17 protein-coding genes are annotated in these 15,494 nt (G+C 43.3%); 8 read left to right on the top strand and 9 right to left on the bottom strand.

Features of this window, described 5'->3' with window-relative positions; translation table 11 throughout:
- Window positions 1-4: 4 nt before the first annotated feature.
- Complete coding sequence (locus BCV39_RS19290) at window positions 5-667, bottom strand: DUF2726 domain-containing protein (protein ID WP_048658548.1); 663 nt, start codon at window positions 665-667, stop codon at window positions 5-7.
- Between the two features lie 272 nt (window positions 668-939).
- On the opposite strand from BCV39_RS19290, the gene BCV39_RS19295 reads away from it, so the two are divergent.
- The gene (locus BCV39_RS19295) at window positions 940-1,125 is read left to right on the top strand and encodes a hypothetical protein (RefSeq protein ID WP_048658547.1); all 186 of its coding nucleotides are present in this window, start codon (window positions 940-942) and stop codon (window positions 1,123-1,125) included.
- A 97-nt stretch (window positions 1,126-1,222) separates the two neighbouring features.
- Here BCV39_RS19295 and BCV39_RS19300 read toward each other — a convergent pair whose 3' ends face one another.
- Window positions 1,223-3,187 (bottom strand): GGDEF domain-containing protein, encoded by a 1,965-nt coding sequence (locus BCV39_RS19300; RefSeq protein WP_102432246.1) that lies wholly within the window; start codon window positions 3,185-3,187, stop codon window positions 1,223-1,225.
- Between the two features lie 260 nt (window positions 3,188-3,447).
- Here BCV39_RS19300 and BCV39_RS19305 point away from each other — a divergent pair, with 260 nt between their 5' ends.
- Window positions 3,448-4,554: a M20/M25/M40 family metallo-hydrolase gene (locus tag BCV39_RS19305; protein WP_019824125.1), complete on the top strand. Its 1,107-nt coding sequence runs from the start codon at window positions 3,448-3,450 to the stop codon at window positions 4,552-4,554.
- 108 nt (window positions 4,555-4,662) lie between these two features.
- Here BCV39_RS19305 and BCV39_RS19310 read toward each other — a convergent pair whose 3' ends face one another.
- Both BCV39_RS19310 and BCV39_RS19315 read right to left on the bottom strand, forming a co-directional pair.
- Entirely contained in the window at window positions 4,663-5,085 is a 423-nt protein-coding gene (locus BCV39_RS19310) for a DUF3859 domain-containing protein (protein ID WP_048611912.1), read from the bottom strand.
- Between the two features lie 74 nt (window positions 5,086-5,159).
- The gene (locus BCV39_RS19315; protein ID WP_102432247.1) at window positions 5,160-5,528 is read right to left on the bottom strand and encodes an ATP-binding protein; all 369 of its coding nucleotides are present in this window, start codon (window positions 5,526-5,528) and stop codon (window positions 5,160-5,162) included.
- A gap of 275 nt (window positions 5,529-5,803) precedes the next feature.
- Between BCV39_RS19315 and metA the strand changes: the two genes are divergently transcribed.
- Complete coding sequence (gene metA, locus BCV39_RS19320; protein ID WP_102432248.1) at window positions 5,804-6,745, top strand: homoserine O-succinyltransferase; 942 nt, start codon at window positions 5,804-5,806, stop codon at window positions 6,743-6,745.
- 169 nt (window positions 6,746-6,914) lie between these two features.
- Window positions 6,915-7,682 (top strand): type IV pilus biogenesis/stability protein PilW, encoded by a 768-nt coding sequence (gene pilW, locus BCV39_RS19325; RefSeq protein WP_102432249.1) that lies wholly within the window; start codon window positions 6,915-6,917, stop codon window positions 7,680-7,682.
- A gap of 89 nt (window positions 7,683-7,771) precedes the next feature.
- Here pilW and rlmF read toward each other — a convergent pair whose 3' ends face one another.
- Together rlmF and BCV39_RS19335 are read right to left on the bottom strand one after the other, a co-directional pair.
- Window positions 7,772-9,094, bottom strand: coding sequence for a 23S rRNA (adenine(1618)-N(6))-methyltransferase RlmF (gene rlmF / locus BCV39_RS19330; protein WP_102432250.1), 1,323 nt, complete (start codon window positions 9,092-9,094; stop codon window positions 7,772-7,774).
- Between the two features lie 4 nt (window positions 9,095-9,098).
- Window positions 9,099-9,596 carry a M48 family metallopeptidase gene (locus BCV39_RS19335; protein ID WP_004734935.1) on the bottom strand — a complete coding sequence of 166 codons (498 nt, stop codon included), beginning with the start codon at window positions 9,594-9,596 and terminating at the stop codon, window positions 9,099-9,101.
- 137 nt (window positions 9,597-9,733) lie between these two features.
- Here BCV39_RS19335 and BCV39_RS19340 point away from each other — a divergent pair, with 137 nt between their 5' ends.
- Entirely contained in the window at window positions 9,734-9,970 is a 237-nt protein-coding gene (locus BCV39_RS19340; protein WP_016786183.1) for a glutaredoxin family protein, read from the top strand.
- Between the two features lie 87 nt (window positions 9,971-10,057).
- Here the strand turns inward: BCV39_RS19340 and BCV39_RS19345 are convergent, their stop codons facing one another.
- On the bottom strand, window positions 10,058-10,930 hold the full coding sequence (locus BCV39_RS19345) for a LysR substrate-binding domain-containing protein (protein WP_102432251.1): 873 nt from the start codon (window positions 10,928-10,930) through the stop codon (window positions 10,058-10,060).
- A 110-nt stretch (window positions 10,931-11,040) separates the two neighbouring features.
- On the opposite strand from BCV39_RS19345, the gene BCV39_RS19350 reads away from it, so the two are divergent.
- Together BCV39_RS19350 and BCV39_RS19355 are read left to right on the top strand one after the other, a co-directional pair.
- Window positions 11,041-12,240 (top strand): MFS transporter, encoded by a 1,200-nt coding sequence (locus BCV39_RS19350; RefSeq protein ID WP_102433237.1) that lies wholly within the window; start codon window positions 11,041-11,043, stop codon window positions 12,238-12,240.
- 85 nt (window positions 12,241-12,325) lie between these two features.
- Window positions 12,326-12,892 (top strand): DUF1415 domain-containing protein, encoded by a 567-nt coding sequence (locus tag BCV39_RS19355; RefSeq protein WP_017096948.1) that lies wholly within the window; start codon window positions 12,326-12,328, stop codon window positions 12,890-12,892.
- A 16-nt stretch (window positions 12,893-12,908) separates the two neighbouring features.
- On the opposite strand, the gene BCV39_RS19360 is transcribed toward BCV39_RS19355, so the two are convergent.
- Entirely contained in the window at window positions 12,909-13,979 is a 1,071-nt protein-coding gene (locus tag BCV39_RS19360) for a diguanylate cyclase (protein WP_102433236.1), read from the bottom strand.
- A gap of 209 nt (window positions 13,980-14,188) precedes the next feature.
- Here BCV39_RS19360 and BCV39_RS19365 point away from each other — a divergent pair, with 209 nt between their 5' ends.
- Window positions 14,189-14,764 (top strand): nucleoside triphosphate pyrophosphohydrolase family protein, encoded by a 576-nt coding sequence (locus BCV39_RS19365; protein ID WP_048658535.1) that lies wholly within the window; start codon window positions 14,189-14,191, stop codon window positions 14,762-14,764.
- Window positions 14,765-14,900: 136 nt separating this feature from the next.
- Here BCV39_RS19365 and BCV39_RS19370 read toward each other — a convergent pair whose 3' ends face one another.
- Window positions 14,901-15,389 (bottom strand): GNAT family N-acetyltransferase, encoded by a 489-nt coding sequence (locus tag BCV39_RS19370; protein ID WP_048658534.1) that lies wholly within the window; start codon window positions 15,387-15,389, stop codon window positions 14,901-14,903.
- Window positions 15,390-15,494 lie beyond the last annotated feature (105 nt).

The following is a 15,494-nucleotide window of genomic DNA, read 5'->3' on the forward strand; positions in this document are numbered from 1 at the left end:
TACGTTATTCCTCATCTACATCGAATACAACGTTGTAGTTTTCGGTATAGGTACAGTTAGGCTGGCGGCTACAAGTGAAGAATCGTCGGCCTTTGTAATCGCCTTGGCTTGCCAGTTTAATGATCATCGGGCTACCACATTTCTTACAAAATCGAACTTCTTTGGATGGTTCGATTAAATCAATGTGCGCTGCAAGTAACCTCTTCAAACGACTTACTTGGTAGCTGTGTTTAATCGAAGCACCAATCAAAGGTAAACCTGCCGATTTACAGACGTGAATCAGTAGCTTTTCGCGGTCGACCTTCCCTTTATTGAGCTCTTTACCGTTATCGAGTTCGATGATCACACGGGGTTCTAACGTTCGTGGGTCGCAGACGACAAAATCAAAGTAACTACGAGAGATCTTGTTGTTGGCGATAAACCAATTCTTCTTGTTGTTCGTCTTAGCAGGAACAAGTACGTTCGACATGCTGACTTTGGCAAACACTTCCCCATGGTTACCCACAGCGGATTTAAGCGCATTATAGAATGTCGCCTGTTGCGCCGACATCAACGCCCCTTTCTTCTGATAAGCATGGTCTTTGGTGTCATCATGTTTCACCACATACTTTTGAATAAAGTAAAAGAATACAACCAGAACAATTACAACGATAAAGATATTAGTCATTTTCCAACACAATCAAGTCTGTATAGGGATTAAGAGAGTGGCTAGCGTATGTAGAAAAGCATCACCTGGCAAGCAAAAGAGCGAGAGTTACCAACCAGAATCACGACCTTTGAGCGCTGCAATCACCGAGAGCTCGCTCCCACGCTAGACACATCTCTCCTATTTGATATTCAAATCATCAATTACACTCTAGATTGATTTAGATCAATTTACCTTAACTTGTGATCAACTAGTCTGAAAAACGTTAGGCAAATGTTAATAGGGAAATTGATATGGAACTCAAACAAGACCCAAGATGTTATACCGATGTATGTGTAGACGGTAAGTGGTTCCACTATGACCACTGCGGAACTCGAGCTTACATGTTAAAAGGTGGCGCTTCCGCTGTTATTGAACTAGCAAGAGAACCTTCTACAGAGGGCGAACTGGTTGAAATGCTGCAAGGCGTCGCAAAGTAAGTTAATACGTTCATCTATCACTGATACCAAAATTATCGCCTAGAAGTCATTCTTATCTAACCACGATCAGAATGGCTTTTTATTCCCAGATTAGAGATTAACTTTCAGCGATAACCACGCGGTTTCTACCTGCCTCTTTGGCTTGATACAGAGCATCGTCAGCAGCTTTAAGCGACTTCTTATAGGTTCCATTGTTAACTTGCTCTTGAGCGATGTTAATAGTGGCACCAATTGAACAGGTAAGACTCAACGTTCCAGCATGAGTATCAATGGGATGCTGGGCGATGGCTAGCCTGATGGTTTCTAGTTGTTGTTCTGGATCTTGAGAGCCTGAAAATAACAGAACGAACTCTTCCCCGCCCCAACGTGCAACAACATCATTTTTAAGTACTACCTGACCTAAACGCTTAGCCACTTCCACCAGCACTTGATCACCAACATCATGCCCGTAGGTGTCATTCACTTTCTTAAAGAAATCGAGGTCTAGAATCGCCAAACTCATTCCAAATTGGGTGTGACCGAATGGCATAGGTTGAGCTAGTAATTGTTCGAGATAACGCCTATTGAACAAGCCGGTAAGCTCACAAGTCGTTGATTGGGTTAACAAGGCGCTGTTCTTTTTTTGGATTGAACGCAATCGAATCATCAATAACAGTGCGCTAATACCCACCATAATGATCAATGCGACAACGATTCGATTCCTAAGTTGCTGCTTTTGCAGTAACAACTCATTCAGGTCTTTTTCCGTGTTGAGTAATTCGTTTTCTTTCGCGAGTGTCGCAGTCGCAAAGTCTTGTTCTAAAAGAAAGATATCACTCTGGCGCTTGTCAAAAAGCAGCGCTTTATTAGCTTTATAATATAGCTTGTAATAGTGTAATGCCTTATCAAGATTACCTTTTGATTCGTAATATTGAGCCAGCCTTTTTAATCCGAGTACCTTCCAATTTCGGCTGCCCACAACTTCAAAAATGTCGAACGCGCGTTGAAAATCTGCCAGGGTATCATCATCTTTATTCAGTCCGACTTTCGCCAACGCTCGGTTGAGGTAACACTGCCCATGTTGAAGCGTGTATTTCTCGACCCCAGGATAATGAATGCATCGATTCGTCACATTGAGTGCTGATTGGAATTCCCCTTCCGCAAGCAATACATCACTGTATGTTCTGAGCAATAGAACCTTGTATCGCGTACTTACTCTCTCACTATTCAGCTGCTTCGCTTTGTTATAAGCAATACGACCTTTTACGAGATCGCCACTGCTTAAATAGGTGAAGGCTTCGTTAATGTAGAGGATACCAATGGCCTCATCTTCGAGTAATCCGCTTTGATAATAGAGCTTTTTGGCTTTCTCAATGATCTTGAGTGCTTTCGGCCAATCTTCCAAATAGATGTAAAGCAATGCCATGTTAGACATGAGCTTGCTGTTATAAATATGCTTTGGGTACTTTTTCCCAAGTTGTATCCCTTGATGGAAAAAGTATTGAGCATCTTGTAGGTCGTTACGAACGTTATTGATGGCGCCCGCCGTATTATAGGCTTTGACCAACAGTTCTTCGTATCTTATGGACTCAGCTATATCGATTGCGGAACGAATTTGAACTTCAGAGGCAGCGAGTTCACCTTCTTTCAAATTCTCGATGGATAATTCAACAAGCGACTGGGCTTTCAACCACAACAAAGCTTTGTGGTCAGCCAATTCTTCAAGCTGTTGAATGTATCTCATGACGGCTTCTGTATCTTGCTGATGATGGGCGACATTTGACAGAATCATCAGACGGTAAGCTTGGTAAATAGCTGAAGGTTTTGTAGGTGAAGTTTCTGCAAGCTCAGTAAGCTTTTGTTGCGCGAGAAGTGGATCACCGCGAGATAGCTCAAGCAGTTTGATTAACTGGAGCCCATATGCGGACTTAGCCAGTTCGTTTTCTGGGGTGTAAGCATCAGTGTTCGTTGATTGCGCATGACTTAGGTCGTCGTCCTGCAATGGGTACAACAAATAAAGCCCGAGTACGGCACTCATTGTCACAACGAGTAGAAAGGATCCTAAAACGTTGTTTTTATTCATGTATCAAGGCCGTTCCAAATTGAATTCTCATATCACTGCTGTTTATCTATATTAGAAACGCATTATACCCGAGCCCTAGACAGATTAAAATGTTGCCAGCTCGACGATATAAATAAGATTTTTCTAATTAAATAGCATAATCAGGCAACTTTCTTGATTTAACACAGGCATTCATCTGGCACATTGGCGTTATAGTGATTTTCCTGTTCCTACCTCCGCGGCTTCTTTTCGAACAAGCGGAAGCATAATGAGAATTAACAATGACCCAAATTAATGAACAACGTCTAGTCGACCATTTCTGTGATCTTGTGAAAATCGATAGTGAATCACGCAACGAAAAAGCCATCGCTGAAGCGCTGGCTGAGCAGCTAGGCGAACTAGGCTTTGACGTACACAAACTGGCAGTTCCGGAAGAAGTATCGAACGGTTTCAACATCTACGCACGTTTAGATGGCACACTTCCAGGTAGCACAGTATTCAGCTGCCACATGGACACAGTAACGCCAGGTATCGGCATTGAGCCAATCATCGAAGACGGTATCATCCGTTCAAAAGGCAACACGATCCTAGGCGGTGACGATAAGTCTGGTATTGCGGCTATCATGGAAGCGGTTCGCGTAATCCAAGCTGAAGGCCAAGCACACAAAACGATTGAAATCGCATTCACCGTATTCGAAGAAGGCGGTCTATTCGGTTCTCTGAACTTCGATATGTCTTACATCCAATCTGAGCACGCTATTGTGCTAGATACAGGCGGTCCGATTGGTACTATCGTAAACGCAGCGCCTGGCCAACAAAAAATCGTTGCGAAGATCAAAGGTCGCCCTGCTCACGCTGGTTTAGCACCAGAAGAAGGCATCAGTGCGATTCAAGTGGCAGCAGACGCTATCACTAAGATGAACCTGCTTCGTATCGATGAAGAAACAACAGCAAACGTGGGTATTGTTGAAGGCGGTCAAGCAACTAACATCGTAATGCCAGAGCTTAAAGTCGTGGCTGAGGCTCGCTCTCTAAACGGTGAAAAACTAACAGCACAAGTTGAACACATGATCTCGACATTCGAAGAAAGCGCGAAACAGTTCGGCGCTGAAGTAGAAATCGAATCGACTCGTGCTTACGACGCATTCGTTATTGCAGATGATCACCCGCATATTCTTTCTATCAAATCAGCATTTGAGAAGCTTGGCGTAACAGCGAACACTAAACGCACTGGCGGCGGTAGTGATGCAAACAACTTCAACGCGAAAGGCCTAACAACAGTTAACCTTTCTACTGGTATGGCGAAAGTTCACACCACTGAAGAGTACATTGCAGTGAAAGACATGGTCGCTATAACTGAGTTTGTTGTGGCTTATGTAACGCAATAATCGAATCCATTAGTTAGGTAGTCACTTCTATCTAGCACAATGAAAAAAGCCGAGACATCATCACGATGCTCGGCTTTTTGCTGTTTAGGTGAACATAGAAGGTCGAACCTAAAACCCCCTACGCTTCCAAAACTGGCCTTCGTCTTTTGCTACTAGGTCGAATGTCTTGTCGGCGATGATGTTGCCTTTTAGCTCAACCGTCATACGCCATTTTCCTAGTTTGTTCGAGACAGGTGCCCAGATAGTGTCACCTAAGTAGAAATCCCAATCATTGTTGCCGACATACTCTTCACCATCGAACGGTTCGAGCACTTCACCTTTGTCTGTGGTGATGTTCGGGTGATAAATGCAGTAACGAATCTTCTCACCTTTGGCTTTTTTTATATTCAGGATATAGCCAAACTCCACGTCGATTTCAGCATCAACGATGGTGGTGAACTCTTGGATTTTTGGAAGATCTTTAGATTTGGAATCCCATGTGGAATAGATACCATAAGAAGTCATGTCGACCACAACAGAGCGCTTTGCCATTTCAATCGTTACCTTGGAGTTATTCTATTAATTTAATTCTATTTGCGACTCATCCAAGCAAGATAAGCTCGAGGCTATTCTTGCCAATCTTTCGCCATACGCTTAATCACAGACGGTTCGATGTCGTGAATAGTGCCATATTGCTCTCGGCAAACTTCAATAATCAATTCTGCTTTATATTTGCGTGCAAGTTGGCGGTAAGCCTTCATTTCCCAGTGCTTAATAAATGTATTCGAAACAACCACATCAAGGCCTTGCTTTAGACCACTTTCAGCCGTGTTTTGACACCACTCATGTGCTTGTTGCAGCTGTCTAGGGTCAAAGTGATACTCACCTTGCTCATTCACATAATACATATCGGCTTCAACATGCAATGCATCGTAGGTTTTGGCTTTTGTTGACTTGCCAGAACCGGGCAACCCTCGAATGAGTATTAACTTCATTTGTCACTTTACAGGCTAATTCGAAAACATGAGTTTATCGTAAATAATAAAGAGTTTCTCTGATAACTGCCTTTACTCAGCGTCCGAAAACCAAATCCTTACACTAGAGTCAGGTAATCACTGAATACTACGAAACTCCCCTCGATGCCCGAGGATTGCTTCTGATAGAAAACACAAATAATTTACATCTATCCATTTTGCATATCGACAAGCGTATCAAACTACTATAGATTTAGATGTATAGACGTCTACATATCTAGCTTAGGGAGAAAGCTGTGCCTATTCGCATTCCAGACCAATTGCCAGCATCCGATGTTCTTCGTGAAGAAAACATCTTCGTTATGCCGTTATCAAGAGCATCGACACAGGAAATTCGTCCACTTCGAGTCTTGATCCTCAACCTAATGCCGAAGAAGATTGAAACTGAAACTCAATTTTTACGCCTACTATCGAACAGCCCATTGCAAGTGGATGTAGAGCTGCTGCGCATTGATGACCGACCGAGCAAAAACACACCGACTGAACACCTTGATAACTTCTACCGCCAATTTGAAATGGTCAAAGGAAGAAACTTTGATGGATTGATCATCACTGGCGCGCCGCTTGGTTTGGTTCAATTTGAAGATGTTATCTACTGGGATCACCTGAAAACCATCATGGAATGGGCAAACAAGCACGTTACTTCAACGCTATACGTATGTTGGGCGGCTCAGGCTGGTTTGAAGTTATTGTATGATTTGCCAAAACGCACTCGTAAAGAGAAGCTGTCTGGTGTTTATAACCACGAGATACATAACCCATACCATCCTATTCTGCGTGGCTTCGACGATACATTTTTGGCACCGCACTCTCGCTATGCGGACTTCTCTCAAGAGTGCTTAGCTGAACATACCGACCTTGATGTTCTTGCGACTTCTGATGTTGCGGGTGTATATCTAGCAGCGACCAAAGATAAACGAAACGTGTTTGTAACGGGCCACCCTGAATACGACTCCCATACACTTCACAATGAATACATTCGTGATTTAGGTGAAGGCATGGAGCCTGTTATTCCAATCAACTATTACCCGAACAACAATCCAGACAACAAGCCTGTTGCAAGCTGGCGTAGTCATGGCCACTTGTTATTCTCTAACTGGCTAAACTACTGCGTTTACCAACAAACGCCTTACGATCTGGAGCATTTCAGCGAAGACAACTTTACCAAAGACGATTAAGTTCTCTCTTCCGATTCACAAACACATAAAGCCGTGTTCAATAGGTTGTTGATAAGACTCCAAATTGGACGCGGTTTTTTTATGGTGGTTGAGTCGCATTCCATAATAGATTTACCACTTCAATGGGTTTGATTTCATATGATGGGTTGGTGTTCATAAGGAGCTTCACATGCCTGCCAAGCCGTCATTCTCAAATCCGATTTCGTTGCCCCGCCCCCTTTCGTTATCAAGTTTGGTACTACTCACCTCGCTTTCGTTGGTCGGTTGCGTCTCTGTCACTGAAGGACCACCAAAAATTGAAAGCGATCCTATCGCGATGTCTGAATCTCGAATCGAATTAGGCTTGGGCTATATGGGACAAGGCAATATGGTAAGAGCGCGTGAAAATCTTGAACTCGCTATCAAGCACGCACCTAGCTACTACCGTGCTCGACTTTCAATGGCGCATTACTACGAACAAGTGGGCGAAGTAGACGAAGCGAGAACCACTTACCGCAAAGCACTCAGTCTCGATTCTAGAAACGGTAATGTATTGAACAACTACGGTACATTTTTGTGTAAACAGGGCGAATACGAACAAGCCGACAAGTACTTCAATCGAGCCATCGACCAACCCTACTACTACTTGGTGTCTGCAAGTTATGAAAACGCGGCATTTTGCGCATTTAAGGCTGGCAATACTGACCAAGCGAAGTACTACTTCACTCGCGCCATTGACCATGACCCAAATCGAGTAAAGTCGATATTACAGCTTTCTAAAATCGAAGTAAGTGAAGCCGATTACAATGAGGCTCGACTTCGTTTATTCAAATTCCACCAGCGTTATGGCTATCAAATTCCATCACTTCAAATCTTGGTCGATCTCGAAAACAAAGCCGGGAACAGAGCCCTAGAGCAGAAATATCAGAGTAAGTTAGATGAGTTGCTTTCTGCTTAGCGAATATGCAAAACACAAAAAACGGGCTTGTTGCGTTAACAACAAGCCCGTTCATAATTTCGACTTAATATCTTAATTAAGTGCAGTCGTTACTTAAGCGCGATCCACTCTTGTCTTTGTTCATCGTCCATAAAGGTCCATGCGATAAAACGACTCACCTTCTGGCCTTGCGACATCTCGACAACTTTCACTTGTTTAGCTCGTAGCTTACCCAGCTCTGAACGAACCATATCGACGTTATCTTTCTTAGAGATCAATGTCGTAAACCACAAAACTTGAGTAGCAAAAAGCTGGCTCTCTCTCGCCATTTTCATGATGAAAGCAGCTTCGCCACCCGGGCACCAAAGCTCGGCTTTTTGACCACCAAAGTTTAAGGTTGGTTTATCTTGCTTAGTTGATTTATCTAACTTAACTGGCTTCTTATTCGTTTCTGGCTTAAATGACTGACCTGCCTTCTTAGCACGGTTCGCCGCTAGGTTATCCAGTTTACGTTGTGACCCCTTTTCCGCTTCTTCAAGGGAGCTGTGGAATGGAGGGTTACAAATAGTGACATCGTAACGTTCATTATCCTTAATCACGCCCTTAAAGATAGATTCAGAGTCAGCTTGTAGGCGAGCTCGGATCTTACCTTTTAGATTAACGTTGCTTTCCGCAATGAAGTTCGCTGTTTTGATGGAAACAGGATCAACATCTGTACCTGTGCAACGCCATTTGTATTCCGTGGTGCCAATGATTGGGTAGATACAGTTTGCACCAACACCAATATCTAATGCTTTCACAGACGCGTGGTTATATGGTTCGCCTTGGCCATCGCTATTAAGGATGTCGGCCACTCTGTGAATGTAGTCTGCACGCCCAGGAATTGGCGGGCACAAGTAACCAGCAGGAATATCCCAATGTTTAACGCCGTAGTGGTGTGCTAACAAAGCTTTGTTGAGCAGCTTAACGGCCAATGGATCAGAGAAGTTAATGGTGTCTTCTCCTACTGGGTTCTTGATCAGGTGCTCTTTTAGCTCAGGCAACGAGGCAACCAACAACTCAAAGTCATAACGACCAGTGTGCTGGTTTCTTGGGTGTAATCCACCTTGAGGTTTTTCAGAAGAACGTCTTTTCTGAGCTGCGTTCTTGTTAAAAGCCGTTTTATTAAAAGAACCCTTATTTGATGATCCTTTATTCGCGCCCTGCTTCCCTTTGCTATCTTTTGCAAAAGGTCGCTTTGCTTTGTTATTGCCCGTACCTTTCGGTGCACTACTCTTGCGGCTTTTATCTGATGTGTTCTTTGTAGAAATACGCTTGTCGCTGCTTGGCTTAGCTGTACTTGGCTTAACATCAGCTTGATTGTCTTTTGTTTTTGCTGATGAAGTACTGTTTTTCGACAGGCTTAGCGTCTTTCTATTTTGTGATTGGCTCATTGGGCTACTTCTTTAAATCTAAATACATCATGAATAAACGGGCATCCAACTCAAGTTGATGATATTCCGGTTCCATGTGACAGCATAGTTGGTAAAAGGCTTTGTCGTGCTCTTTCTCTTTGATATGCGCCAGTTCGTGTACCACCAGCATTCTAAGTAAAGGTTCTGGTGCATTTTTAAAAACACTGGCAATACGAATTTCATTCTTTGATTTGATCTTTCCACCGTGATTCTTCGCAACGTAAGAATGAAGACCTAACGCATTATTGATTAGGTGTATCTTGCCGTCGTAAATCACTTTGCTGATCGGTGGTGTTTTTTTCATGTAGCGATTTTTTATCTCAATCGCATAGTCAAACAGGGCTTTCTCGCTTTTTATTTCATGATTCTTTGGGTAGCGAGCTTCAAACCAAGGCACCAATTTACCCGACTCGACAAGTTGAGTCACAGGATCAAGAATGTGCTTAGGATAGCCTTGAATATAGCGTAAAGAAGGATGCATGCTGAAAGACCGTACAAGTTACACCACGACAATACGTTGTGGTCTTGAAAATTGAGCCGCATAGTGTAACTGATCACACTTTTCTAATCACCTAGGATTCGTTACACTTTAACGAGATTCACCAAGAGAATGAAAAAATGAAACGTGTTGTATTGTACGTCGCAGACAAATGCCCGCACTGTAAGGATGCCCAAAGGTATTTAGACTCTAAGAAAATTGTTTACCGCCTGACGAATGCAAAGATGCAGCGTGGCCGTAAAGAGTTACAGGCGATGGGTGCTCGCTCTATCCCAGTGCTTAAGATCGGCGATCAAGTGATGGTCGGTTGGAATCAGAAGAACTTCGATAAGATGTATAACTCAAAGAACACATAACGTGGTTTAGAGACTTATATTTCTACAAACAAAGCCCGAATGTCCAACCAAGGATGTTCGGGCTTTGTTTATTTATATCTGACTTAATCACACATAGCGCTTCACGAAATCAATAAAGGTTCTGTCTGCCTTCGAAAGATATCCTTCCTTTCTCCAAGCCAAAGAGAGGTTCAGTTTCACAGGGTCTTTGAATGGCACGCCGACAACATCTTCCTCGTACTCTGTCACTAAGCTGAGTAGTGCGGTAATGGCGAACTCTCGCTTCACTATAGAAAGAATCATCGGGAGCAAGTTGGTTTCGAACGCGATGGTCATGTCTAGGTTGTACTTTTTGCAGGTCGCATCGATAAAGTCACGGTGGAAATAACCCGACTTGAACATGATGAGTTCTTGAGCGAAAAACTCTTCAAAGGTGATGGATGCTTGCGTTGCCAATGGGTGATCTTTACCAACGACGGCTAACATTTCAGAACTCAATAGATGATCAGTTTCGAGGTCGTCAGGCACGTTTTCATGATTAATCACGCCGATATCAAGCTCACCGTTTAATAACATTTCACGAATCGAAGCAGTACCAGCATCTATAATCGTCAGTTTTAGGTTCGGGTATTGGCTCTTGAATGCCATCACCACCTGTGGGAAAAAGTAACTCCCCATCATGCTTGGAGCGCCTAACCGCACTTCTCCTTTCTCCAACCCCTTTAACTCGTCCATTGCGAGTTGAGCATCATCGAACTGTTGAGCAATCCTCTTGGCGTGTTCGAACAATACTTTTCCCTCTTCCGTTAATGTTACGGATTTATCTCCTCGACGGAAGAGAATCAACTCAAGCGTCTGTTCGAGTTTTTTAATAGAAATACTCAATGCAGGCTGTGCGATATGCAGCGCTTTGGCGGCCTGGGTGAAGTTACCAAACTGCGCAACAGCCAGAAAATGTCGAAGTGGTTTTGATTCAAGCATGGCGATATATTAAATATATAGAGGTGATATTTTTAATATATTTCTTTAATTGCACTTGTACTGATAACTTGTTCACAAATAGCTTACTAACTCGTGCAGGCACAACGTAAATGTTTGATAAAGGCAGTCCTCAATACAAACGCATCACCCAATCATTGGCGATTGGCTCGTTTATCATTTTCTGTAACCTTTACCTCTTTCAGCCAATCTTGCCGCACATGGCGGAGCACTTCCAAGTATCTGAAACTCAAATCAACTGGCTGTTTGCCGCGACAACACTTGGGCTTTCCATCAGCTTGGTGCCTTGGGCGATCGCTTCTGAAACCTTCGGTCGAAAACCCATCATTCTGTTCAGCTTATTTGCTATCCCGCTAATCGGGCTGAGCATGGTGTTCACAACCACTCTACTGCAACTTGTTATTGCCCGAGCATTCATGGGAATCGCAGTCGCTGCTTTTGCGGGCGTGGCGGTTGCCTATATGGTCGAAGAGTTATCACCCAAAGCATTCGCAGTCGCGATTGGAGGATATATTGCGGCTAATTCTTTAGGTGGCATCTTCGGGCGTGTATTGGGTGGCTTGATTACGGATTATTTCGACTGGCACGCAACGGTTTTGTTTTTCGTTGTCGGATCTTTGCTTGGCGCGCTCTATATCGCCTTTAGATTGCCTGAACAACAAAACTTCAAACCACAGAAAGGGTTGTTCTTTCATCATAACCGCTCGGTTGTGATGCACTTAAGAAACCGTACCTTGTGGCTCGCGATGTTGATTGGTGGTGCTAACTTCGCGTTGTTCGTTAACCTGTATTCGGTAATGGGCTTTAGGCTAGTATCTGCGCCTCACTCTGTGCCAGTGGGTTTAGCTTCGCTTATATTCCTATGTTACTTGGCCGGAACGGTAAGCTCTAAGCTCTCCAACAAATGGACACTTCGCTTTGATCCGTTAAACGGTATATTGATGGGCGTATGTATTAGCCTGATTGGGATGCTAATCTCTGCCGTCGATAAAGTCCCGTTCATGTTAGCTGGCTTGTTATTGATTAGTGGCGGTGCATTCTTCGCCCACACTCTTGCCTACTCTTGGGTGAGCCAAAAAGCACCGAGCGCCAAAGCGACAGCAACGGCACTTTACTTAGTCCACTACTACATAGGTGGCAGTTTAGGAGGCTTCTTACTCCTATATTGCTGGCAACTGTTCGGTTGGAATGGCGTGATTGCAGGTGGCTCGATCTTCTATGTCGCGATATTTGCTTGGGTCTACCAGTTAAAACAGCGCCAAGTATCGGCGTCCAAACTCGCACAAGCATAAGTACGACTGAGGTTGTAACTCAATTATTGCTTTTGATTAACGTCCGTTCTGATATCCTACGCAAAATTTCATTTCGGAACCTGTTATGTCGAACACTCAAAGCACAGATCTTCAAACCATCCACGACCAAGTAAAACAGTGGTTAGACGATGTCGTTATTGGCCTAAACCTGTGTCCATTTGCAGCCAAGCCACAACGTAATAAACAGATTAAGATCTTTGTGAGTGAAGCGAATACGGAAGAAGCGTTGTTGGAAGACATCATGACGCATTTCGTAGAGTTAGATAACACACCAGTCGCTGAACTAGAGACGACTCTGGTTGTGGTTCCTAACATGCTGCAAGATTTCTTCGATTACAACATGTTCATTGATTGGATTGAAGCGCTGATCAAGCAAGAAGATTGGGAAGGCGTTTACCAAGTGGCAACCTTCCACCCAGACTATTGCTTTGGCGGTGCAGATCCAGAAGACGATGAAAACCTAACGAACCGTTCTCCGTATCCGGTTTACCATTTGATTCGTGAAGCGAGTATGGAAAAGGTGTTGAAGCACTACCCTAACCCTGAAGCGATTCCTGATACCAACATCGCGAGAGTTGAGTCTTTAACGCCGGAAGAACGTCGTAAGCTATTCCCTTACCTGTTCAGTTAATCTCTAACATGCTGGCTCATATTCCTGAGCGCTCTTGATGATATGGACGAGAAAGAAACTGATCTCGTCCATTTTGTTTCGCAATGTACAGACATTCATCGGCAACTTTGATTAGCTTATCTAACGCCGACATCCTTTCCCCTTTGGTATCCCCTGTACTCAACTCAAAATGACACGCACCGATTGATATAGTAACAGGCTTTCTATCCAGCGTGATTTTCTTCATCTCTTGCAAAAGAGTCATGAACTTATCTTCTATACAACTTGGTGTTTTATTTGGGTACCAAAGAATAAACTCTTCACCACCAAAACGCGCCACAAACTCACCCTCTTGAGTGTTATTACTTAGCACGTTCGCCACTTTCTTTAAGACAACATCACCCATTTGGTGGCCATAAGTGTCATTGACCTGTTTAAAGAAATCGATGTCGACAACTGCCAAGGTTCCTTTTCCTAAAGAGCCTTTTAACTGCTCGACTTCCGCATTCAACGTTTTGAACAAGCAACGTCTATTTGGTAAATGTGTCAAAGGATCGTACATAGCTTGGTACTCTAACTTCTCATTGAGCTCTTTGAGTTTTCGTTCTTGTTGTCTTCTAACCAGCTCTACTTCGATCCATGAGGCCATTAACCTCATCACGTCGATATCGAACTCTTTGAACTCACGATGATAAGGCTCTGGGCTTGAAAAGTTTAAGGTGCCATAAAGCTCATCATTAACGAAAATGGGAATACCAATGTATGACTCCAAACCAAAAGACTGATAGGCAGGATGAGTCGCATACTTATCGTGTTTACCACAATGCTCAATGCAGATAGGACCAATCGATTTACAAGTAATTTCGCAATAAGTCGAACGATAATCGAAGGTGTCACCGCTATTGAGTTCTACCCCTTCAGGTGTAACGCAGTGCTCAACTAAATAAGAATTACCATCGACTTTCGATAAGATACCAATATCAAGGTTGAAGCGTTCAAGCCCCATAATAAGCAGCTGAGCGATCTGAATATCGAAGCCCTTTCGATAATCATTGGTGATTTGATACAAACGGCGTATAACAATTTCGCTTTCACTGGCTTGGTACATAACGGAGATCCCACTGCTGACGAGATAAATGACAACACCAATATTGAGGTTATTACTAATAAAGGGCAGAAAACATAATAATCAATCGGTTTGTATGCAAAATACCTCATTGGTCCAATGAATAAAAGTCGACTTCTTCGACTTTGCGTTAGCACCCTATTCCGAGCTTTGATAAAATAATCCATTAACGAAACAGAATGGATAGGAAAATGAACCTTTCTCAACTAAGCCAAGAAATCTACGATCACCTTTACCGCGACATTGAAGAGTTCCGCAGTACTTTTGATCTGCCTGTTGCTGCTCCTGAAACAATGGACGAAAAAGGCGATACGCTACATACCTCTCTAGCGATCGAAGAACTAACAGAACTTGCAGAAGCTGACTCTAAAATCGAACAAGCGGACGCTATTGTAGACAGCGTTTATGTTTTGATGGGACGTTTAGTCCACCTTGGTCAGTCGAAAGTAGAAGACAACCTAGCAATCAGCTACCTGATCGACCTACTGTTGAATGTTTCTAAAAACCGCTCAATCGACTTCTTGCCTTGCTGGGACGAAGTACACTCAAGCAACATGAGCAAAGTATGTCGCAACGAAACAGAATACGCTGAAACAGAAGCTTTCTATGCTGAGCAGAACATCAAACTGATGGCTGTTCAAAAAGGCGAATACATCATCGCGAAGTGTGCGGAAGATTTCGTATCTGAAGGCAAGACAGTTCGCCAAGGTAAAGTACTAAAATCAGTACACTACCGCCCAGCGAACCTTGAGCCTCTAACGGCTTAAGTAAGGCTACAACTGAAACACTTTAAAGCCTCAGTTGACTGAAACCGAAAACGCCACGTTATTTTAACGTGGCGTTTTATTATCTATTAGAAAACTCTAGCTGTGTTAATTGGAGCCGTGTATTAGAAGCAGAACACTATACCAGTCGAGCCATGTGATAAGCCGCCACATATTCGCCATTTCTAAAAGCGAACCCTGCTGACTCACCTTCAATCACAAAACCAAACTTCTTATATAGGCTGATGGCTCTTTCGTTATCGGTATAGACGGTGAGTTCCATTCGCTTGATGTTAATCCAGTTATCACACAAATCGATTGCTGTTGCGAGCAGTTGGCTACCAACACCTTTGCCTAGTACATCATCTTTAACACCCATACCAAATGAAGCGACATGTCGTCTCCTTGGGTTCACACACACTTCCATTCCCAAGTTGCCAACAATCTCATCGTCAATCATTGCGACATACGAGTACACGTTGTCGGGAATATTAGAGATTCGTTTCTGCCAGCTTTCCAGAGATGGATTTGGGAGTTGCAGCGTACCGGTATAAGCATTAGTGCATTCGTAAACTTCTTTGATTCCCTTTGCATCTGACGGTTCAGACCGTCTCACTATAATACTCATCGCAACTCCTAATATTTCTTCGCTAAATATGAAACACATCCTCAATGTGCACCTAGACACACTAACAAATAGTAAATATTTAACAATAGATTAGATGAAATTGTT

Origin of the sequence: Vibrio sp. 10N.286.55.E10, assembly GCF_002872555.1 — a bacterium.
Classification (GTDB): domain Bacteria; phylum Pseudomonadota; class Gammaproteobacteria; order Enterobacterales; family Vibrionaceae; genus Vibrio; species Vibrio crassostreae.